This is a genomic window from Azospirillum picis (assembly GCF_017876115.1).
In the GTDB taxonomy this organism is placed as follows: Bacteria; Pseudomonadota; Alphaproteobacteria; order Azospirillales; family Azospirillaceae; genus Azospirillum; species Azospirillum picis.
Genome location: NZ_JAGINO010000004.1, coordinates 132184 through 149275 on the forward strand (window position 1 = coordinate 132184; position 17092 = coordinate 149275).

General features: G+C 68.5%; 15 protein-coding genes. 8 read left to right on the forward strand and 7 right to left on the reverse strand.

The window, feature by feature from the left end:
• Positions 1 to 13 precede the first annotated feature (13 nt).
• Together J2850_RS07920 and fliF are read right to left on the reverse strand one after the other, a co-directional pair.
• Entirely contained in the window at positions 14 to 787 is a 774-nt protein-coding gene (locus J2850_RS07920) for a FliH/SctL family protein (RefSeq protein WP_209980391.1), read from the reverse strand.
• 41 nt (positions 788 to 828) lie between these two features.
• Positions 829 to 2493, reverse strand: coding sequence for a flagellar basal-body MS-ring/collar protein FliF (gene fliF, locus J2850_RS07925; protein WP_209980393.1), 1665 nt, complete (start codon positions 2491 to 2493; stop codon positions 829 to 831).
• A gap of 613 nt (positions 2494 to 3106) precedes the next feature.
• Here fliF and J2850_RS07930 point away from each other — a divergent pair.
• Complete coding sequence (locus J2850_RS07930; protein ID WP_209980395.1) at positions 3107 to 3613, forward strand: helix-turn-helix domain-containing protein; 507 nt, start codon at positions 3107 to 3109, stop codon at positions 3611 to 3613.
• Between the two features lie 19 nt (positions 3614 to 3632).
• Here the strand turns inward: J2850_RS07930 and J2850_RS07935 are convergent, their stop codons facing one another.
• Together J2850_RS07935 and J2850_RS07940 are read right to left on the reverse strand one after the other, a co-directional pair.
• Positions 3633 to 4256, reverse strand: coding sequence for a transcriptional regulator (locus tag J2850_RS07935; protein ID WP_209980397.1), 624 nt, complete (start codon positions 4254 to 4256; stop codon positions 3633 to 3635).
• 83 nt (positions 4257 to 4339) lie between these two features.
• Entirely contained in the window at positions 4340 to 6499 is a 2160-nt protein-coding gene (locus J2850_RS07940; protein WP_307354263.1) for an ATP-binding protein, read from the reverse strand.
• 211 nt (positions 6500 to 6710) lie between these two features.
• On the opposite strand from J2850_RS07940, the gene J2850_RS07945 reads away from it, so the two are divergent.
• The 6 genes from J2850_RS07945 (at position 6711) to J2850_RS07970 (ending at position 12735) form a co-directional block, all read left to right on the forward strand.
• Entirely contained in the window at positions 6711 to 7145 is a 435-nt protein-coding gene (locus J2850_RS07945; RefSeq protein ID WP_209980399.1) for a response regulator, read from the forward strand.
• Between the two features lie 167 nt (positions 7146 to 7312).
• Positions 7313 to 8008, forward strand: coding sequence for an exopolysaccharide biosynthesis protein (locus J2850_RS07950; protein WP_209980400.1), 696 nt, complete (start codon positions 7313 to 7315; stop codon positions 8006 to 8008).
• A 25-nt stretch (positions 8009 to 8033) separates the two neighbouring features.
• Entirely contained in the window at positions 8034 to 9338 is a 1305-nt protein-coding gene (locus J2850_RS07955; protein WP_209980402.1) for a hemolysin family protein, read from the forward strand.
• Positions 9339 to 9458: 120 nt separating this feature from the next.
• Positions 9459 to 11585 (forward strand): FUSC family protein, encoded by a 2127-nt coding sequence (locus tag J2850_RS07960; RefSeq protein WP_307354261.1) that lies wholly within the window; start codon positions 9459 to 9461, stop codon positions 11583 to 11585.
• Positions 11582 to 11797, forward strand: coding sequence for a DUF1656 domain-containing protein (locus J2850_RS07965; RefSeq protein WP_209980404.1), 216 nt, complete (start codon positions 11582 to 11584; stop codon positions 11795 to 11797). The genes J2850_RS07960 and J2850_RS07965 overlap by 4 nt, the downstream gene beginning before the upstream one ends.
• The gene (locus J2850_RS07970) at positions 11794 to 12735 is read left to right on the forward strand and encodes an efflux RND transporter periplasmic adaptor subunit (RefSeq protein ID WP_209980406.1); all 942 of its coding nucleotides are present in this window, start codon (positions 11794 to 11796) and stop codon (positions 12733 to 12735) included. The genes J2850_RS07965 and J2850_RS07970 overlap by 4 nt, the downstream gene beginning before the upstream one ends.
• Before the next feature lie 30 nt (positions 12736 to 12765).
• On the opposite strand, the gene J2850_RS07975 is transcribed toward J2850_RS07970, so the two are convergent.
• Positions 12766 to 14100 carry a pentapeptide repeat-containing protein gene (locus tag J2850_RS07975; RefSeq protein WP_209980408.1) on the reverse strand — a complete coding sequence of 445 codons (1335 nt, stop codon included), beginning with the start codon at positions 14098 to 14100 and terminating at the stop codon, positions 12766 to 12768.
• A 183-nt stretch (positions 14101 to 14283) separates the two neighbouring features.
• Here J2850_RS07975 and J2850_RS07980 point away from each other — a divergent pair, with 183 nt between their 5' ends.
• Complete coding sequence (locus J2850_RS07980; RefSeq protein ID WP_209980410.1) at positions 14284 to 14724, forward strand: MarR family winged helix-turn-helix transcriptional regulator; 441 nt, start codon at positions 14284 to 14286, stop codon at positions 14722 to 14724.
• Positions 14725 to 14764: 40 nt separating this feature from the next.
• Here the strand turns inward: J2850_RS07980 and J2850_RS07985 are convergent, their stop codons facing one another.
• Entirely contained in the window at positions 14765 to 15148 is a 384-nt protein-coding gene (locus J2850_RS07985) for a response regulator (protein ID WP_209980413.1), read from the reverse strand.
• A 10-nt stretch (positions 15149 to 15158) separates the two neighbouring features.
• Positions 15159 to 17030 (reverse strand): ATP-binding protein, encoded by a 1872-nt coding sequence (locus J2850_RS07990; protein ID WP_246512894.1) that lies wholly within the window; start codon positions 17028 to 17030, stop codon positions 15159 to 15161.
• Positions 17031 to 17092: the final 62 nt, after the last annotated feature.

Below are 17092 nucleotides of genomic sequence, written 5' to 3' on the forward strand. Positions count from 1 at the left end.
CAAACCGGCTCCCTCAGGCGGGGGCCGATGCCTCCAGCATATGCGCGATGCGCTGCTCGATCTCGGCGATCAGTTGCGCGGTGTCGCGCTCCATCCCGCCTTCGGCCCACTCGATGCGGCAGCCGCCGGGGGCGATCGACGGATCGCCGATCACCATCAGCTTGGCCCCGAACCCGCGCGAGCCGATCGTCTGGTCCAGATGCTCGCGCACCAGGTCCATCATGTTGTCCGCCACCCGGATGACCAGCCGCGGCTCGTCGATCAGGTCGGTCAGGCAGACGCGCACCATTCCTTCGACCTCGACCATGCCGCCGCGCCGCGTCCATTCGGGAAGCAGCTTGCGGACGATGGCCACCGCCAGGTGGAGCGGCTGCTCGCTGCGCGAGGCGTTGCCGGCCTCCCGCTCCGCCAGCAGCCCGGCGACCCCGTCGGCGATCTGGGCCAGGGCGTTGGCGATGCGGTTGTTCACCGTCGCCTCGATCTCCTTCTTCCCGCGCTCATACCCGGTGTTCTGGCCGGCGGTCATGCCCTCGGTGAAGCCCTTGCCGTAGCCGGCGGCGGTGCCCTCCGACTTCCCGGCCGCCACGCCCTCTTCGTAACCGCGGGCGTGGGCCGCGGCCAGTTCCTCCTCGCCGAAGGTCGGCGCCGGCGGCGGGGGCGGCTCCTCCGGTGCGGGCGGGAGGTGCAGATCCGCTTCCGGCAGCAGGTCGTCGTCATCGACATGGGTCATCCGCGGTACGGCGTCCACGTCGAATGACTCGTCGAACAGGAATTTGCGCACGCTCATGCCGGGAGCGCTCCCGTGGAGGGGCCGCGGGCGGTCATGGATCAGCTCTCCTGGTAAAGCCAGTTGCGCAGGATGGCCACCGCCTCTTCCGGATGCTTGTCGACGATCTCACCCACCTTGCGCAGCGACGAGGCGCGGACCCGGCCCTCGACCCGGTTGATGTCGATCATCTGCTCCAGCTCCTCGTCGGCCTGGGCGGCTTCGAGCGCCAGATCCTGGGCCAGGGCGCCGGTGGGGGCCGCCAGCGCGGCCGGCATGCCGGCCTGGTCGGTCAGCAGGCGGTCCATCTCGTCCTCCTCCTGCATCTCGGCCCTTTCGAAGGCGCGGGAGATCAGCGGGCGGATGACGAGCAGGATGATCAGGACGGCGACGATGCCCAGCACGACCATCTCGGCGATGCGGAACAGGTCGTCCTTGGTCATGCCCATGAACAGCTCTTCGGGCTTCTGGATGTCGTCGTCCGGCGACCAGAAGCGCATGTTCACCACCTCCAGCGTGTCGCCGCGCACGGCGTCGAGCCCGACGGCGGAGCGCACCAGGGCCTTGATGCTCTCCACCTCCTGCTCGGTGCGCGGCTGGTAGACCGGGCCGGTGGCGTCCTTGGGCGTCTGGTAGGTGCCGTCCACCAGCACGGCGACCGACAGGCGGCGAACCTGCCCGGCCTCGCGCACATGCTGTTTGACGGTCTTGGTGATCTCGTAGTTGATGGTCTCTTCGTTGCGGTTCGACTTGTTGGACGACAGCGGGCTGGCGCTGCTGCTCGCCTGCGACGTCGGCAGGTTCTGGTCCACGGACACCGGGGCCAGGGGATCGCGGTCGCTGCTCTCGTTCGCCTCGGTGACCGTCTGGGTCGAGCGGACGACCTGGCTTTCCGGGTCGAAGATCTCGGACTGGGTGGTGATCCGGTCGAAGTCGAGATCGGCCGACACCTCCGCCCGCACCTTGCCGTAGCCCATCGTGCGGCCCAGCAGATCCTCGATGGTGCGGGCCAGCCGGTTCTCGTACGCCTGCTTCTGCTCCTCCGCGGACGCCATCATGGCGTCCGGCGTGTCGCTGCCGGTGCCGCGGGCGAGCAGGTTGCCCTTGTCGTCGACGATGGAGATGCGGCCGGGTTCGAGGTTGGGAACCGAGGCGGCGATCAACTGCTGGATCGCCTGGATGTTCTCGTGGCTCAGCTTGGCGCCGGGGCGCAGCTTCAGGAAGACGCTGGCGGTCGCCGGGTTCTGCTGGCGGGCGAACAGCTCGCGCTTGGGCAGCACCAGGTGCACGCGGGCGTTCTGCACGCCGTTCAGCGTCTGCACCGTGCGCGCCATCTCGCCTTCGAGCGCGCGCAGGTGGTTGATGTTCTGCATGAAGCTGGTGGCGCCGAAGCCTTCGCCCTTGTCGAACAGCTCGTAGCCGATCGAGCCGCCCGAGGGCAGGCCCTGGGCCGCCATGCGCATGCGCATCGGCCCGACCTGGTCGGCCGGCACGGTGATCTTGGTGCCGGACTTGTCGACGCTGTAGGGGACCTTCGCCTCCTCCAGCTTCTTGGCGATGGCCGCCGCTTCCGTCGGCTGGAGTTCGGAGTAGAGAAGCTCCATCTCCGGCGTCGACAGGCGGGTCGTCAGGTAGACGAAAAATCCGATCAGCAAAAGGCCGACGCCGCCGATCGCCGCGAGGCGGGCAGGTCCGAGATTGCGCAAGGTCTGGAGCAGGTTGTTCACGCGCGATCCCCGATCGGAAGTCTGCCCGGCATTCTCTCCACGCTGCCTGTTTCGCGATTGCGAAGCGGTTTGTGCAAGTTCCGCGCCGGGCTTGTGCCACGAACAGGCATGCTGCGTTGTCTTGATGAAGAGAGGGTTAATCGGCGGCAGCTTTTGCCGGGTGCCCGGCAAAATATGCCTAGCGCCCCGTAAATGTTGCAGCCTTGCAGCAGGCCCGGGGTGGTCAGGGGGGCGGCCGAGGGGGCAGCCGTCCGCGCACCGCCCGGCGCCATGGCCCCATTACGGCTCCTGGCGGCGGGGCATGGCTTCGGCACCGCGGGCGGAAAGCCGCGACCAGGGGGTAAGATGATACCGTTCATTGCACGAAAAGATAGAGCTCACGCAATACTGCGGGCGTATTCCGCGAAATACCCTTTACCCAAAAGAGGTAAAATCCCGAGCGGAGGTTGACAGGACCAAGTCCCGGTCATAGCTGAGTTGTAATAGATTTCCGAAAACTGCCAATTTGTCTTTCTCGGAGGGGCCGCCATCCGGTACGTGCAGCCGATGTGCGGAGCCTGTGTGCAGGGCAGGGCGGGCATCCAGACCGCATTATCATCGAAGGGGAAGCGCCATGAAGCGACGCGGCCGGGAAAAGAAGGAAGGGCTGAACGAGGTCGACGTCTTTGTCGGTCAGCGTCTGCGCGAATTGCGCATGTTGGCCGGACTGAGCCAGAGCGACGTCGCCTCCGCATTGGGGCTGACCTTTCAGCAACTGCAGAAATATGAACGCGGCTTCAATCGCGTGTCCTCCAGCCGCCTGTTCAAGCTGGGCCAGTTCTTCCGGGTTCCGGTGTCCGTCTTCTTCGAGGGTCTGGAGAATCGCCAGCCGGCCATCGAGGGCGAGGCGCCGGCCGCCGGCGGGGACGAGCAGGACAACACCTTGCAGTCGCGTGAGGCGCTGATGCTGGCCCGGTATTTTCAAAGCATCCGCGATCCCCAGGTGCGCGCCGCCATCCGCGAACTGGCCGAACGCTGCGCCGACCAGATCGCCGAACCGGCGGCCGACAAGCCGGAGGCCGCCCCCGTCGCCGCCAAGCGGGGACGCGGCCGGCGGGCGGAGCAGGGCGGCCACGCCTGACCGCCCCGTCGCGCGTCCGTCAGTCGGCGGGCGACGCGGCGGGCCGAAGGCGCCGGTAATGGTCGAGGAAGTCGGCCAGCGCCTCTTCCGGCCCCAGCGGCACGATCACCGCCTCGTCCGGCGGCGGCAGATCCTGCCAGTTGACCCGGTGCGGCGCGCAGAGGTCGCGCAGCTCGGTCGCCAGCGCCCGCTGGTCGGCCAGCTTGACCGCCTTCGGTTCGGGATGCCTGAAACCGAACCGTCCGGCGAGCGCCAGTTTGATCGGCTCCACCGCCTTGCGGACGACGTCGCGCCCGATCCGCGCCTTCCAGGGGGTCGGCCAGTCGCCGGTGAACGCCTCTTCGCAGTCGTGCATCAGCGCGTCGTAGGCGTAGCCCTCCGGCGCCAGCCGGCTTGCCAGCACGCAGTGCTGGGCGACGCTGAAGAAGCTGCGCGTGTTGCCGACGAATCGGCATTGGTAGGCCAGGGGGCGCGCGATGTCCTCGATGTCGAACCGGCTGAAATCCGGATGCTCCAGATCGACGGTGCGGCCGGAATAGGTGATCATGACCGCCGTCGGATCGGGCACGTCGAGCAGGTCGAACTGGTCCGGGTCGGTGACGCGGGCCGACGCGCCGCGTTGCTTTGATGTCGTCTTCTTCATCCCGGAACCTGTAGCAGATCGGCCGCCCGGCCCTCAACCAACCCCCACGGCCATCCGTTCATGGCCTCCTTCACGGCCCCCGTTCATGAAGGCACCGGACGCTCGTCCGGCGGGCCGCTGACCATGCGGCTGGTGGCGGCGACGGCGATCTCCAGCAGGGGAAGCAGGGCCGCCACCTTCTCGGTGTCGGTCGGGTTGTCGTTGATGGCGCGGGCGATGGCCGCCACCCGCGGCGCACCGAAATTCGCGGCGAGGCCCGAAAGCGTATGGGCCGCCTGCTTCAGCTCCTGCGGCCGGCCGCTCGCCAGCGCCGAGCGGATCGCCGCCAGTTCGCGCAGCGTGGTTTCCGGCAGCAGCAGCAGCATGCCGTCGAGCGCCTCGCCGCCCAGCGCCAGGCGCAGTTCCGCCTGCTTCACCCGGTCGACCAGCGGCAGCCCGGCGAAGCGCTCCCCCTCGGACGGCGCGCGGACCGGCATGGGCACGACGCGGCCCTCGCGCGGACGCACCGCCATGTCGACCAGGACGGCGTTGAGCTGCTCCCAGTCGATCGGCTTGGTCAGGTAGGCGTCCAGGCCGGCAGCCATGTGGCCGTCGCGGTGTTCGGGCAGGGCGTCGGCCGACAGCCCGACGATCGGGATGCGCGCGACCGGGCCGTCCATCCGCCGGATGGCCCGCGCGGTCGAGCGCCCGTCGAGCACCGGCATCTCCATGTCCAGGATCAGCGCGTCGTAATCGGCCGCCTGGATCGCATCCAGCACCGCCCGGCCGTCGCTGACCGCGTCGATGCGGTGGCCGAGGCGGGTCATCATCGCGGTGATCAGCATGCGGTTGATGTCGTTGTCCTCGGCCAGCAGGAGGCGCAGGGCGACCAGCGTGGCCGCCGGCTCGTCGCCGGCGGGCAGGGTGGGCGGGGATGCCAGCTCGCCGGTCGGCGGCGCCTCGGCCGTGCGGGCCTCGATCGAGAACCGGAAGGTGGACCCCCGCCCGGCGATGCTGCTGACGGTGATCTCGCCGCCCATCGCCTCCACCAGCCGCTTGCAGATGGCCAGCCCCAGGCCGGTGCCGCCGTATTTCCGGTTGGTCGAGGCGTCGGCCTGGACGAAGGCGTCGAACAGACGCCCGCGCTGTTCCGCCGTCATGCCGATGCCGCTGTCCTGCACCTCGAACCTCAGCGTCAATGGCTGCGGCCCGTCGGGCGCCCCGGCGATGCCGGCGGACGGGGGCGGCGGATCGGGCGACCACACCGCGATCTCGATGGTGCCGTGGTGGGTGAACTTGATGGCGTTGGAGACCAGGTTGAACAGGATTTGCCGCAGGCGGGTCGGGTCGCCGCGCACATGGCGCGGCGTGTCGTCGGCGATGGAGGCGGACAGCACCAGCCCCTTGGCGGCGGCGCGCACCAGGAAGAGCTGCACCACGTCCTCGACCAGCCGCGGCAGCGAAAAGTCGATCTGCTCCAGCGTCAGTTGCCCGGCTTCGATCTTCGAGAAGTCGAGCACGTCGTTCAGGATCGTCATCAGCGTGCCGGCGGACGACCGCAGGGTCTTCACGAAGGCCTTCTGCTGGTCGGTCAGACCGGTGCCGGACAGCAGGTCGCCCATGCCGATCACCGCCGTCATCGGCGTGCGCAGTTCGTGGCTCATCATCGCCAGGAAGCGCGACTTGGCGAGGCTGGCGTTTTCCGCGGCGACGCGGGCGGCATCCGCCTCCTCGCGGGCGCGGTCGAGGTCCTCGGCCAGCGCGAATGTTTCCGCCGCCAGCCGCGTCAGCTCGTCCTGGGCGGCGCGCAGCTCCCGTTCGGAGGCGTGGCTGCGGGTGACGTCGGCGCAGGAGATCGCGACCCAGCGGTCCCGGCTGCCCGCCTCCGGGCCGGAGGCCGGGACCGGGCGCAGGGTCAGCGCGTTCCAGAAGGCGCTGCCGTCCCTGCGGTAATTCACCACCTCCACGGAGAGGGGCCGCGCCGCAGCCAGGGCGGCGCGGATCTCGCGGGCCGCCGAGGGATCGGTTTCCGGGCCGTAAAGGAAATCCGCACTGCGCCCCGTCACCTCGCTGGCGTCGTAGCCGACCATGTCGAGGAAGGCGCGGTTGCAGTAGACGATCGGATGGCCGGGCCGCGCGGCGTCGACGACGGCGATCCCGGTCCCGCTGGCCTCCGTCACGGCGGCGAGCATCATCGCATCTGGCCGGGCGCTGTGCCCGCCGTCGTCGTGGGCGGGGGCGTGATCGGCGGGCGGCGCGGCCACGGGGCGGTTCGTCCTCTTCTCGCTTGCGGCTTGGACCGCGGCCAGGATAGGCCGTCCGGCGCGGGATTGCCATTCTTCGCTGCGCCCTGGCCATCCGTTACCCTCCGGGAGACGGTTTGTGTTAACGAGTGTGCAAGACTGTGTCGGGAAAGCTGTTCCCGGCCGCCCTGGCTCCTGCCAGGGGAGAAGATGAACGCAGGGGGGTGACGAGATGGTCGTGCAATCAGACGGCGGTACGCGTCCGGTCCGGACGATCCACGACCTCGGCGTGCTGCTGGTCGAGGACGACGACTTCACCCGCAAGCTGATCGCCCGCCTGCTGCTGGACATCAAGGTGCGGGCCGTGTTCGAAGCCACGGACGGCGTCCAGGCGCTGGACATCCTGCGCAGGGACACCGCCGCTGTCGACATCGCGATCTGCGATCTGGAGATGCCGCGCATGGGCGGCCTCGACCTGCTGCACGCCCTGCGGACCGCCGCCGGCCACCCGCTGGCCGACCTGCCGGTGCTTGTCCTGACCGGCCACAGCGAAGCCGACACGGTGAAGCGGGCGATCACCTACGGCATCTCGGGATACCTGGTGAAGCCGGTGTCCAAGGCCGACCTGATGAAGCGCCTGACCTTCGCCATGCAGAAGAGGCGATAGGCCGGCCGAAAGGAAATGGGGCCGCCGTGCGCCTCAACCGGCGCTGGCGCTTCCGTCCGCCATCCTGTAGAAAGGACGGCACCGCCGCCGCACTGCGAAAGGACCATGGGTTCCTGCCTTCCTTCGCCCGGCCCGCTCCGATCCCTTTCGCGGCATCGGGGAGAGCCGTGAGCAAAGACCGACCTCCCGGGTCGTCCGACGCCCACCATTCCGGTGCGCCCCAAACCTGCGCCCGCGTTTCGGATTTGCTGGACGCTTTCCTGGCGCGCGGCCACCAGCCCGCCCCCGGACAATCCGCCTCCTCCGGCCCGCCGGACCGTATTTCCCTGGCCGAGGTGATGGACGCGCTGGGTGACCGCGCCTTCGGCACGCTTCTGCTCATCCTGTCGATCCCCAATGTCCTGCCGGTTCCCGGCCTGTCGACGGCCACGGGTGTCCCGATGATCCTGATCGGCGCGCAGATGGCGCTCGGCCGCCCGCAGCCCTGGCTGCCGCGCCGCATGCTGGCCGTCGGCTTCGACCGTGGCGCCTTCCTCGGGGTGATCCGCCGCGCCAAGCCGTGGGCCGACCGCCTTGAGCGCCACCTGCGTCCGCGCCTGCCGGCGCTGGCGGGACCGGCGGCCGAGCGGATGCTGGGGGTGGCGGTGATGCTGCTGGCCGGCATCCTGGCCCTGCCGATCGTCTTCGGAAACCAGCCCCCGGCCCTGGCGATCGCCCTGATCGCGCTGGGTTTGATGGAATCCGACGGCGCCTTCGTCGTCGCCGGCCTGATCGCCGGCGTCCTGTCCATCGCCATCATCGCCGCCGTCCTGCTCGGTCTCGGGCAGGCGGCGGTCGCCGTGGCGCAACAATTGATCGGTTGAGGGAGCGCCCTTCGGGCATATCGCCATGATCTGGGAACTTTTGGTCATCGTCCTGCTGATCCTGCTCAACGCCTTCTTCGCGATGTCGGAGATGGCGCTGGTGTCGGCGCGCCGCGCCCGGCTTCAGCAGATGGCCGAGGAGAAGGGCGGGGCGGGTGCGCGCGCGGCGCTGGAGCTGTCGGAGGATCCCAGCCGCTTCCTGTCGACCGTCCAGGTCGGCATCAGCCTGACCGGCATCATCGCCGGCGCCTACGGCGGCTCGACCCTGGCGGAACGGCTGGGCGGCGTCCTGGACGAGCGGGTGAGCTGGATCGCGCCCTACGGCCACACCGTCGCCTTCGCGCTTGTGGTCGCCGCCATCACCTACTTCTCGCTGATCATCGGCGAGCTGGTGCCCAAGCGCATGGCGCTGGTCGCATCGGAGCGGATCGCCGCCCTGGTCGCCAGCCCGATGCGGACGGTGTCGCGCCTCTCGGCGCCGGTCGTCTGGCTGCTGGGCGTGTCGAGCGACGCCGTGCTGAAGCTGCTGCGCCTGCCGACCTCGCGCGAGCAGACGGTGACGGAGGAGGAGGTGAAGACCCTGATCGCCGAGGGCACCCAGAGCGGCGTCTTCGAGCCGGCCGAACGCCAGATGATCGAAGGGGTCATGCACCTGTCGGACCGCACTGTGCGGTCGATCATGACGCCGCGCCCGGACCTGATCTGGCTCGACATCGACGACACGCCGGAGATCGTCGGCCGCGAAATCCGCGAGAGCGGCTATTCGCGCTTCCCCGTCTGCCGCGGCGACGTCGACGAGGTCCAGGGCATCGTCTCGGCCAAGGGCCTGCTCGACCAGTCGCTGAACGGCATGGCCTTCGACCTGAAGTCGGCGATGACCAAGCCGCTCGTCGTCCATGACGGCACGCCGGTCTTCCGCCTGCTCGACCTCTTCAAGCAGGCCAGCGTCCACATGGCGGTGGTGGTCGACGAATATGGCAGCGTCGAGGGGCTGGTCACCATGACCGACATCCTGGAGGCGATCGCCGGCGAACTGCCGGACAGCACCCAGGAAGGCGATTCGGCCGCCGTCCAGCGCGAGGACGGCAGTTGGCTGGTCGACGGCATGACGCCGGTGGAGGAGGTGGAGGCGCTGGTCGGCGTGAAGAACATGAAGGGGGACGGCGACTTCCACACCATCGCCGGCTTCCTTCTCGACCATTTCGGCCATGTCCCGACCGCGGCCGAGCATTTCAACTGGAACGGCATCCGTTTCGAGGTGGTCGACATGGATGGCCGCCGCATCGACAAGGTGCTCATCCAGTTGAACCCGGAGGTTTCGGAGGGCTGAACCTTTAGGCGGCCGGCCTGCCGCCGGTCGCCGACCCGGGCATCAGAATGGCCGTTTTCAGGGATTTTCTGTCACAATACAGAATTTATCCGCCGCGGCAAATCGGCCAAAACTATCGGCATGACCGCGATGCCGACCATCCATACCCGCCCGGCCAGGACCTGTGCAGCAGTGCTGCGCGCCGGTTCGAGCGCCCTTCGCACGCCCGCCATGACGGTGGACGCGGATGCGATCCTCTTTTCGGCCAAGAGCTTCGCCGCGGCGATGCTGGCCTATTATGTTTCGCTGCGGATTGGGCTGCCCAAGCCGTTCTGGGCCATCGTCACGGTCTACATCGTCTCCCAGACCTCCGCCGGTGCATCACTCAGCCGCGGTGTCTACCGCTTCGCCGGGACGGTCGTCGGCGCGATGGCGACGGTGGCGATCGTGCCGAACTTCGTGAACGATCCGATCGCGTGCAGCCTCGTCCTCGCCGGCTGGATCGGCCTGTGCCTGTTCTTCTCGCTGCTTGACCGCACGCCACGGGCCTATGCCTTCGTCCTCGCCGGCTACACGGCCAGCCTGATCGGCTTTCCGGGCGTGCTCGATCCCGGTGTGGTTTTCGACACCGCATCCCTGCGCGTTCAGGAAATCTCCATCGGGATTCTCTGCGCGGTTCTGATCCACCGCTACGTTCTCCCGAAGCCGATGACGGGCCAATTCACCGGCAAGCTGTCGGCGACGCTGCGCGACGCCCGGCGGCTCGCCGGCGACGCGCTGGCGGGAACCCCCGAAGAGAACCGCAGGGACCGCCACCAGCTTGCCGCCGATCTCCTGGCGCTTCAGGGGCTTGCGACGCATCTGCCATATGACCCCTCGCCGGTGACGCCGCGGCGCGGGACCTTGCACCTTATCCATGACCGCCTCTCCCGCCTTCTTCCGCTGACGGCGGAGGTCGAGGACCGGATACAATTCCTCCGCATGGACGGCGGCGGAAGGGCTGATCGGCTCACCGCCTTGGTCGGCGAGGTCCGCGCCTGGGTCGAAACCGACAAGAGGGATGGGGGGGAAACGGCGGCAGCGCGGCTGATCGCGCAGGCAAGGGCGGTCCAGGGCAGTCTGGGCGCGGATGCGGCCGTGCCGGCCGATGGCGTCGGCGCCAATCTGGCCGGCCATCTTGCGGAAATGATCGGTCTTCTGCAGGACTGCGACAGGCTCGGGCAGGGCATGTCCGCCGGCCGGCCTTCACGGAAAGCGGCATCGCTTCACGGGCCGATGCGGGCGAAGGGCTACGTCTATCACCGCGACCCCTGGATGGCGGCCCGTGCGGCGCTGGGCGCCTGCGCCGGCATCCTCGGCGGCTGCGCCTTCTGGATCGGGTCGGGCTGGCCGGAGGGGGGAACCGCGGTCTCGATCCTCGGGGTCTGCTGCAGCCTGTTCGGCAATGTCGATGCGCCCGCGCCGGTCGTCGTCAAGTACCTCGTCGGCTCGATCTACGGGGTGCTGGTCAGCCTCGTCTACAGCTTCGCGATCCTTCCCCAGGTAACGGGCTTCACGGTGCTTGTCGCGGTCCTGGCCCCGGCCTTCCTGTTCGCCGGCTCCCTGCAGGCGCGCCCGCCCACGGCTCTGATGGCGATGGGGATCACGCTCACCATCCCGATCCTCTCGGGACTGGGCACCGCCTACGCCGGCGACTTCGCCGGCACCCTCAACATGGTGATCGCACTCTTCTTTGCGGTCGGCTTCGCGGCGGTCAGCATGTCCCTGTTCCAGACCGTCCCGGCGGACGCAGCGATCAACCGGCTGCTCCACCTCAGCCGGCGGGATGTCGGCCGCCGCGCCCTCGGCACCGCGCCGAACGAGGCGCACTGGACAAGCCTGATGATCGACCGCACGGCGCTGCTGCTGCCGAGGCTGCGGGCATCGGGAAAGGACCATGCGGACATCCTCGACGATACGCTGCGCCATCTTCGCATCGGCCATGCCGCCGGCCGGCTTCGCACGGCGGTCGCGCAGGTGGACGGCGAGGCCGGCGTCGCGCTGAACGGCCTTCTTTCCTCGATCGCCGCCTGTTTCGGCACCCGGGGGCCGGCAGCCCCGGCCGATCTCGACAATCTCGCCGAGCTCGACCGGCGCATCGGGGCGCTGATGGCGATGCTCGGGACCGTCGCATACGGCAGCCGGCCGCGGATTGGCGACCTGCTCATCGATCTTCGTTTCGCACTCCGCTCCGGAAGAACGGCAAAGGGAGGAGCATCCCCCTCATGATCGTCGATTTCAGCATCGCAGGCGTCTTCATCCCCGGCCTGCTGGTCCTCGCCTTCGTCTCGCTGGTCGCCACCATGGCGATGGTGCGCGTCTTCTCCGTCACCGGCATCTCCCGCCTGTTCGCTTTCAGGCCGCTCGTCGAGACCGCCACCTTTCTCATCATCTACGGCCTGCTCATGCAGTCCCTGCCACTGATGGGGCTATTGTCGTGAAACCTCTTCTGCTCCTGTTCGGCCGGTATGCCCTGACCCTTTGCGTGGTGGCGGTGTCCGCCTTGATCGCCTGGCAGGCATGGAGCCGTTACGAGCGAACGCCCTGGACACGCGATGGCAGGGTCGGCGTGGATGTCGTGCAGGTCGCGCCGGAGGTTTCGGGTACGATCCGCGCCGTGCCGGTGGCAGACAACCAGTATGTCAGGCGGGGCGACACTCTCTACCAGATCGACCCCGAGCGGCCTCGGCTGGCGGTGTCGCTGGCGGAGGCCGACGTCGAAGCACGGCGCCAGGACATGATCGCCCGCCAGGCGACCGCCCGGCGGCAGAGCCAGCTCAAGGATGTCGTATCACCGGAAGCCGTGCAGCAGTCCGGCGCGGCGGCGGCGGTGGCCGGCGCCGCCTATCAGGCCGCGGTGGCGACGCTCGAACTGGCCAAGCTCGATCTTGCCCGCTCGACCATCCGGTCGCCGGTCGATGGCTATGTCACCAATCTGCGGCTCCGGCCCGGCGACTATGCGACCGCGGGCACGACCAGGGTCGCCATCCTCGATGCCTCCAGCTTCTGGATCACCGGCTATTTCGAGGAAACGAAAATCCAGAAAATCCGCGTCGGGGCTCCGGCGCAGATCATGCTGATGGGCTTCGATCAGCCGGTGACCGGCCATGTCGAGAGCATCGGCCGCGGCATCGAGAACGGCAACGACGCGCCCGGCCACCTCGGCCTGCCCAATGTGGCGGCGACCTTTTCCTGGGTGCGCCTCGCCCAGCGCATCCCCGTCCGCATCCACATCGATCAAGTGCCTCCAGGCGTCGAACTGGCGGCTGGCATGACGGCGACCGTTGAGATAACCCCCGCCGAAATAACCCCGGCAGAAACACCCCCCGTCAAGATCACGCAAGGCGACGGCAACGCCGACACGGGCAGGCGGCTATGACGCGTGCGTTCCCTTGCTGGCCGCACGCGGTCACCGGCCCTGGCGCTTCAGGCCGATGGCGCCCCGCAGGTCGGCGCCGGTGAGATCGGCCTCGCGCAGATCGGCATCGGTCAGATCGGCGTCGACCAGCACGGCGTTGCGAAGATCGGCCCCGCGCAGGTCGGCGGCTCTCAGGAGGGCCTGCGCGAAGGTCGCCCCCTGGAAATTGCCGGCCCGCAGGTCGGCATCGGTCAGATCGGCATCGCTGAAATTCGTCGGCCAGTCGATGGAGTTCAATCCGGCCCTGATCTTCATCGGCGAGCAGTCGGCGTCGGGCAGGCGGATGCGCTGCAGCATGGCGCCCTTGAAGTTCGTGCCCCGGCAGTCGGCATCGGTCAGGTCGGCCCCCATGGCGTTGCAGGACGACAGGTCGGCCATGGTGAAGCAGCAGTCCATCAGCCTGCTGTCGAACAGCATGGCGGTCTGGAAGTTGGCCGCCGAGAAGTCGGTGCCGCTCAGGTCGACGTCCCTCAGGTCGACGGCGGACAGGTTCGCCTGTGCGCCGCTGGCGCCGAGGGAAAGAACCCACTGGGAATGCGCGCGGATGATGTCCTGGATCGACTGTTCCAGCGACTCCAGCCCGCGCGGCAGCCGGGCGTTGCGCACATCGGCCTTGGACAGCGCCTCGCGGCCGACGACCGTCGTGGTCAGGTCGGCATCCTGGAACTGGGCGCCGTCGAGGATCGCGCCGGCCAGGATGGCGCCCTGGAGGTTGGCGCCGCAGAAATTGCAGTTGCTCAGATTGGCGCCGGTGAAGTTGACCTTCTTCAGGGTGCTGCCCACGAAGTCCGCCCCGTTCATGCGGGCATTCTCGAAATTCGCATTGGTCAGGTCGGTGCCGGCGGCGATCGACCGAGAGAACTTCGCCCCCTTGGCCTGGACGTTGCGGAACATCGCCTTCTCCATCAGCGAGCGTCCATCGTCGGCGTAGGCGTTCACCAGGGCGCCGCGGCTCTTGTTCAGCAGCGTGCCTTCGCGGAAGTCGGCGAAGTCGAGAACGGCCTCCGACAGGTTGGCGCTGCGCAGGCGGGCGCCCCTCAGGTCGGTCTTCCTCAGGGTCGCATAGCGCAGGTCGCAGTTGATCAGGCTGGCGCCGAAGAGATTGGCCTCCGACAGGTTGGCGCGGGTGAAGGTGCTGCCGTCCAGCAGGGCGCCGGTCATGTCGGCGGCCATCAGGAACTTCGACGAGAAATCCAGCCGCTCCGCCCGCTTCATGTTCAGGGCGATGCGCTTGCCGCCCTTGCGCCGCAGGAACAGGACGTGCTGGCCATACAGCGCGTCCAAATCCGCCTGGCTGATGCGTGCCCGCTCATCCGTCTTCATCATTCCCTTCGTCGAGATGCGTCACCGCCGCGCGGAGAGGAGGCGATACGAAGCAGTGCTTAGTATACGGAAGCTATGCAGTGATGTGTTAATGTGGCGTTAACGGAAATCCCGTGGCGGTAGCGCCGTCTGAAGAAGGCGGATATGGTGATGAAGGATTGGTTCGAGAGATTTCAGACGGACGGAATGGCCCAGAAGCTATCCATGGCGGGATTGGCGACGGTCGTGGAGAACACGTCCCGGCTGTTGCACGCGTCCGGCCACTCGGATGGGCTCTATCCGGCGCAGTGGGTGGCGCTCCGGTATCTGGCGGAGGTGTCCGAGGCGCAGAGGACGGCGTCGGCGCTGGCGCGCTACCAGGACTTGGCCATCGCCAGCGTCGCCCGCACGGTCATCACGCTGGTGGACAAGGGCCTGCTGGTCAAGCTGCCGAACCCGCGCGACGCACGGGCGGATTTGCTGGAACTCACCGACAGGGGCCGTGAACTGCTGAAGCGGGATCCGCGCCTGGTGCTGGAGCGTGCGCTGACCGAACTGCCGGAAGAGGATGTCGAGGCCTATGCCCGTTCCGCGACGAAGCTCCTGCAGCGGTTGCTGGAGCTGAGGAGGGAAAAGGGCCACGGCTGAGGAGGGTGTCCGAACCCCGCCCACCGATGGGCGGGCGCGGTCACCCGTCCCCGTCCGGCCGCGTCGACCGCTGGCGGATGGCCGCCACCAGATCCTCGTTGTCGAAGGGCTTGTAGAACACCTGGTCGGCGCCCCAGGTTCGTGCCATTGCCGCCGTGCTCTCGATCGGGATGCGGGCGGCGCCGCCGGTGATGACGAAGACGGGAATTTCAGGGCTGACCGTCCGCAGCCGCTGCAGCAGGTCGATCCCGTTCAGGCGCGGCATCCACACGTCGGCGACCACCAGATCGACGGCGCCGGACCGGAGCTTCGCCAGCGCCTCCTCGCCGTCGGCCGCCTCCTCCACCTCGTGCCCCGCATCCTCCAGGCTGGTGCGCAGCGAATAGCGGACATGTTCGGCATCGTCGACGATCAGGATTCTCATGGTTCCTCGCTCAGCAGTGCTCTGCAAGGGTTAGCACGAAGCGGGCGCCCTGGGGAGCCCGGGTGACGAGTGCGATCGTGGCGTTGCGGCGCAGCAGCAGGTCGCGCACGACCGCCAGCCCCAGCCCGGTCCCCTGGCCATGGGGTTTGGTCGTGAAGAACGGCTCCATCACCCGGTCCGCATTTCCGGCCGGGATGCCGGGTCCGTCGTCCTCCACGGTCACGGTCACCGCGCCGTCGGCGGGCCTGCCGATATGAAGGCTGAGCCGTCCCCGCTGGCCGGTCGCATCCAGGGCGTTGACCACCAGGTTGGTGACGATCTGGCTGAGTTCCGTGCGGGTCAGGCGCACCCTGACCGCGGCGGTATCGCTGGTCATCGCGATGGTGAAGCTAGGGGGCAGGGTGGCGGTGAGCAGCGCCACCACGTCGCGAAGGGCGCCCACCAGCTCCGTTCCGCCGTCTCCCTCCTCGTCGTTCCGCGCGAAGGACAGCACCTGCCGGACCAGCCTTGCCGAATTGCGGGCGCTCTCCTCGATGATGGCGAGCGCCTTCTCCAGCCGTTCCGGCCGCCGGACGGAGGCCGGAACGATTTCCAGGCCGGCTTCCCTGCGGGCCTGCTGGCTGAGGTTGATGACCGGGTGCAGGAGGTTGTTCAGCTCGTGGGCCAGCCCGCCGGCGATCTCGCCGATGGCGGCCATGCGGCGCTGGTGCTGCTCCGCCTTTTCGCGCCGGCGCTGCTCCGTCACGTCCTGCTGGATGGCGATCAGCGTCTCTCCCGACGGGGATGCCGTCGCACGCTTGACCGTCCAGTTGAAGGTCCGGCCGTCGACCTCCATGTCGCCCTCGAATCCTTCTCCCGGCCGCAGCCGCTGGATGATGGGCGCGGCGTCGGCGTTGAAGCGCAGGAAGGCACGGTTGGCGAAGGCGACCTGCACGCCCCCGGCCTGCCGTTCCAGCAGGGCGATTCCCAGCGGGGCCGCCTCGATGGCATGGGCAAGCTGTGCGTTGCGCCCGAGCAGCTCGGTCCGCGTGCTGCCCAGCGCCCCCAGCAGCAGGCCGGTCGCGCCGGCAGCCAGCATGAAGACCTGGAGATCGATCGCCTCGGCGGTCCCGAGACGGTCGTGCATCAGCAGGACCAGCCCGCCATTCACTAGGAAGGCGGTCAGCGTCGACGCGCCGAAGCCCCACAGGAACCCGGCGGCGGAAATGGGAAGGATGAGGAGGAAATATGAGCTGGCCGGGGTGGACAGCAGGTCATGGGAAAGGAACCAGGCCAGCAGCGCCGCGGCGCTCAGCCCGGCCGCCCGCAGGGCGGTCTGCGCTCCCGGCATGATCCAGGGGCCTGCCGGCCCCCCGCTTGGCCGTGTGATGTGGAAGACGGCGAGGAAGACGGGGGTGCAAAGCAGCATTCCCGACATGTCCCCCAGCCAATAGGCGAAGTTGAGGTTGCCGGCGATGGAAATGTTCCGCGCGGTGATCGCCTGGACCGCCGCGGTGGAGGCCACGAACAGCAGGGTCTCGGCGGCGACGGCAACCGCTATGAAGATGATGACGTCCTTTGCCGAGCCCAACGGGCTTTCGCCGCTCCACCGCCGGAGCAGGAGCCCGGCCGCGCCGACGATGATGGCCTGCGGGATGATGAGGAGGCTGTAGCTGGTCACCGTGCCGTAGGTGAGCAGATCGGACGGGATGAACAGGAAGGGAATGGCGGCCGGGCCGCTGTGAAGCACGAAGGCCAGCATCAGGCCGATCGGCGGATACCAGGCGCTGGCGTTCGGAGCGACGTCGAACAGGCCCGCTGCCCGATAGAGAAGCGCCTTCAACAGCAGATAGGCGATGGCGGTCAGCACCAGGGCGGGCAGGCGCGGGCGATCGAGGGGCAAGGGGGGATGCTCCGGGCAGGTCGGCGACCATACTGGGAGCATGGCCGCGACCGCCGGGCAAG

Excerpts from the sequence above, each read along its gene's own strand:
- J2850_RS07985 (WP_209980413.1), bottom strand. The coding sequence starts at position 15,148 with ATGAGAATCCTGATCGTCGACGATGCCGAACATGTCCGCTATTCGCTG.
- J2850_RS07920 (WP_209980391.1), bottom strand. The coding sequence starts at position 787 with ATGAGCGTGCGCAAATTCCTGTTCGACGAGTCATTCGACGTGGACGCC.
- J2850_RS07975 (WP_209980408.1), bottom strand. The coding sequence starts at position 14,100 with ATGATGAAGACGGATGAGCGGGCACGCATCAGCCAGGCGGATTTGGAC.
- J2850_RS07980 (WP_209980410.1), top strand. The coding sequence starts at position 14,284 with ATGGCCCAGAAGCTATCCATGGCGGGATTGGCGACGGTCGTGGAGAAC.
- J2850_RS07945 (WP_209980399.1), top strand. The coding sequence starts at position 6,711 with ATGGTCGTGCAATCAGACGGCGGTACGCGTCCGGTCCGGACGATCCAC.
- J2850_RS07965 (WP_209980404.1), top strand. The coding sequence starts at position 11,582 with ATGATCGTCGATTTCAGCATCGCAGGCGTCTTCATCCCCGGCCTGCTG.
- J2850_RS07960 (WP_307354261.1), top strand. The coding sequence starts at position 9,459 with ATGACCGCGATGCCGACCATCCATACCCGCCCGGCCAGGACCTGTGCA.
- J2850_RS07930 (WP_209980395.1), top strand. The coding sequence starts at position 3,107 with ATGAAGCGACGCGGCCGGGAAAAGAAGGAAGGGCTGAACGAGGTCGAC.
- J2850_RS07935 (WP_209980397.1), bottom strand. The coding sequence starts at position 4,256 with ATGAAGAAGACGACATCAAAGCAACGCGGCGCGTCGGCCCGCGTCACC.
- J2850_RS07955 (WP_209980402.1), top strand. The coding sequence starts at position 8,034 with ATGATCTGGGAACTTTTGGTCATCGTCCTGCTGATCCTGCTCAACGCC.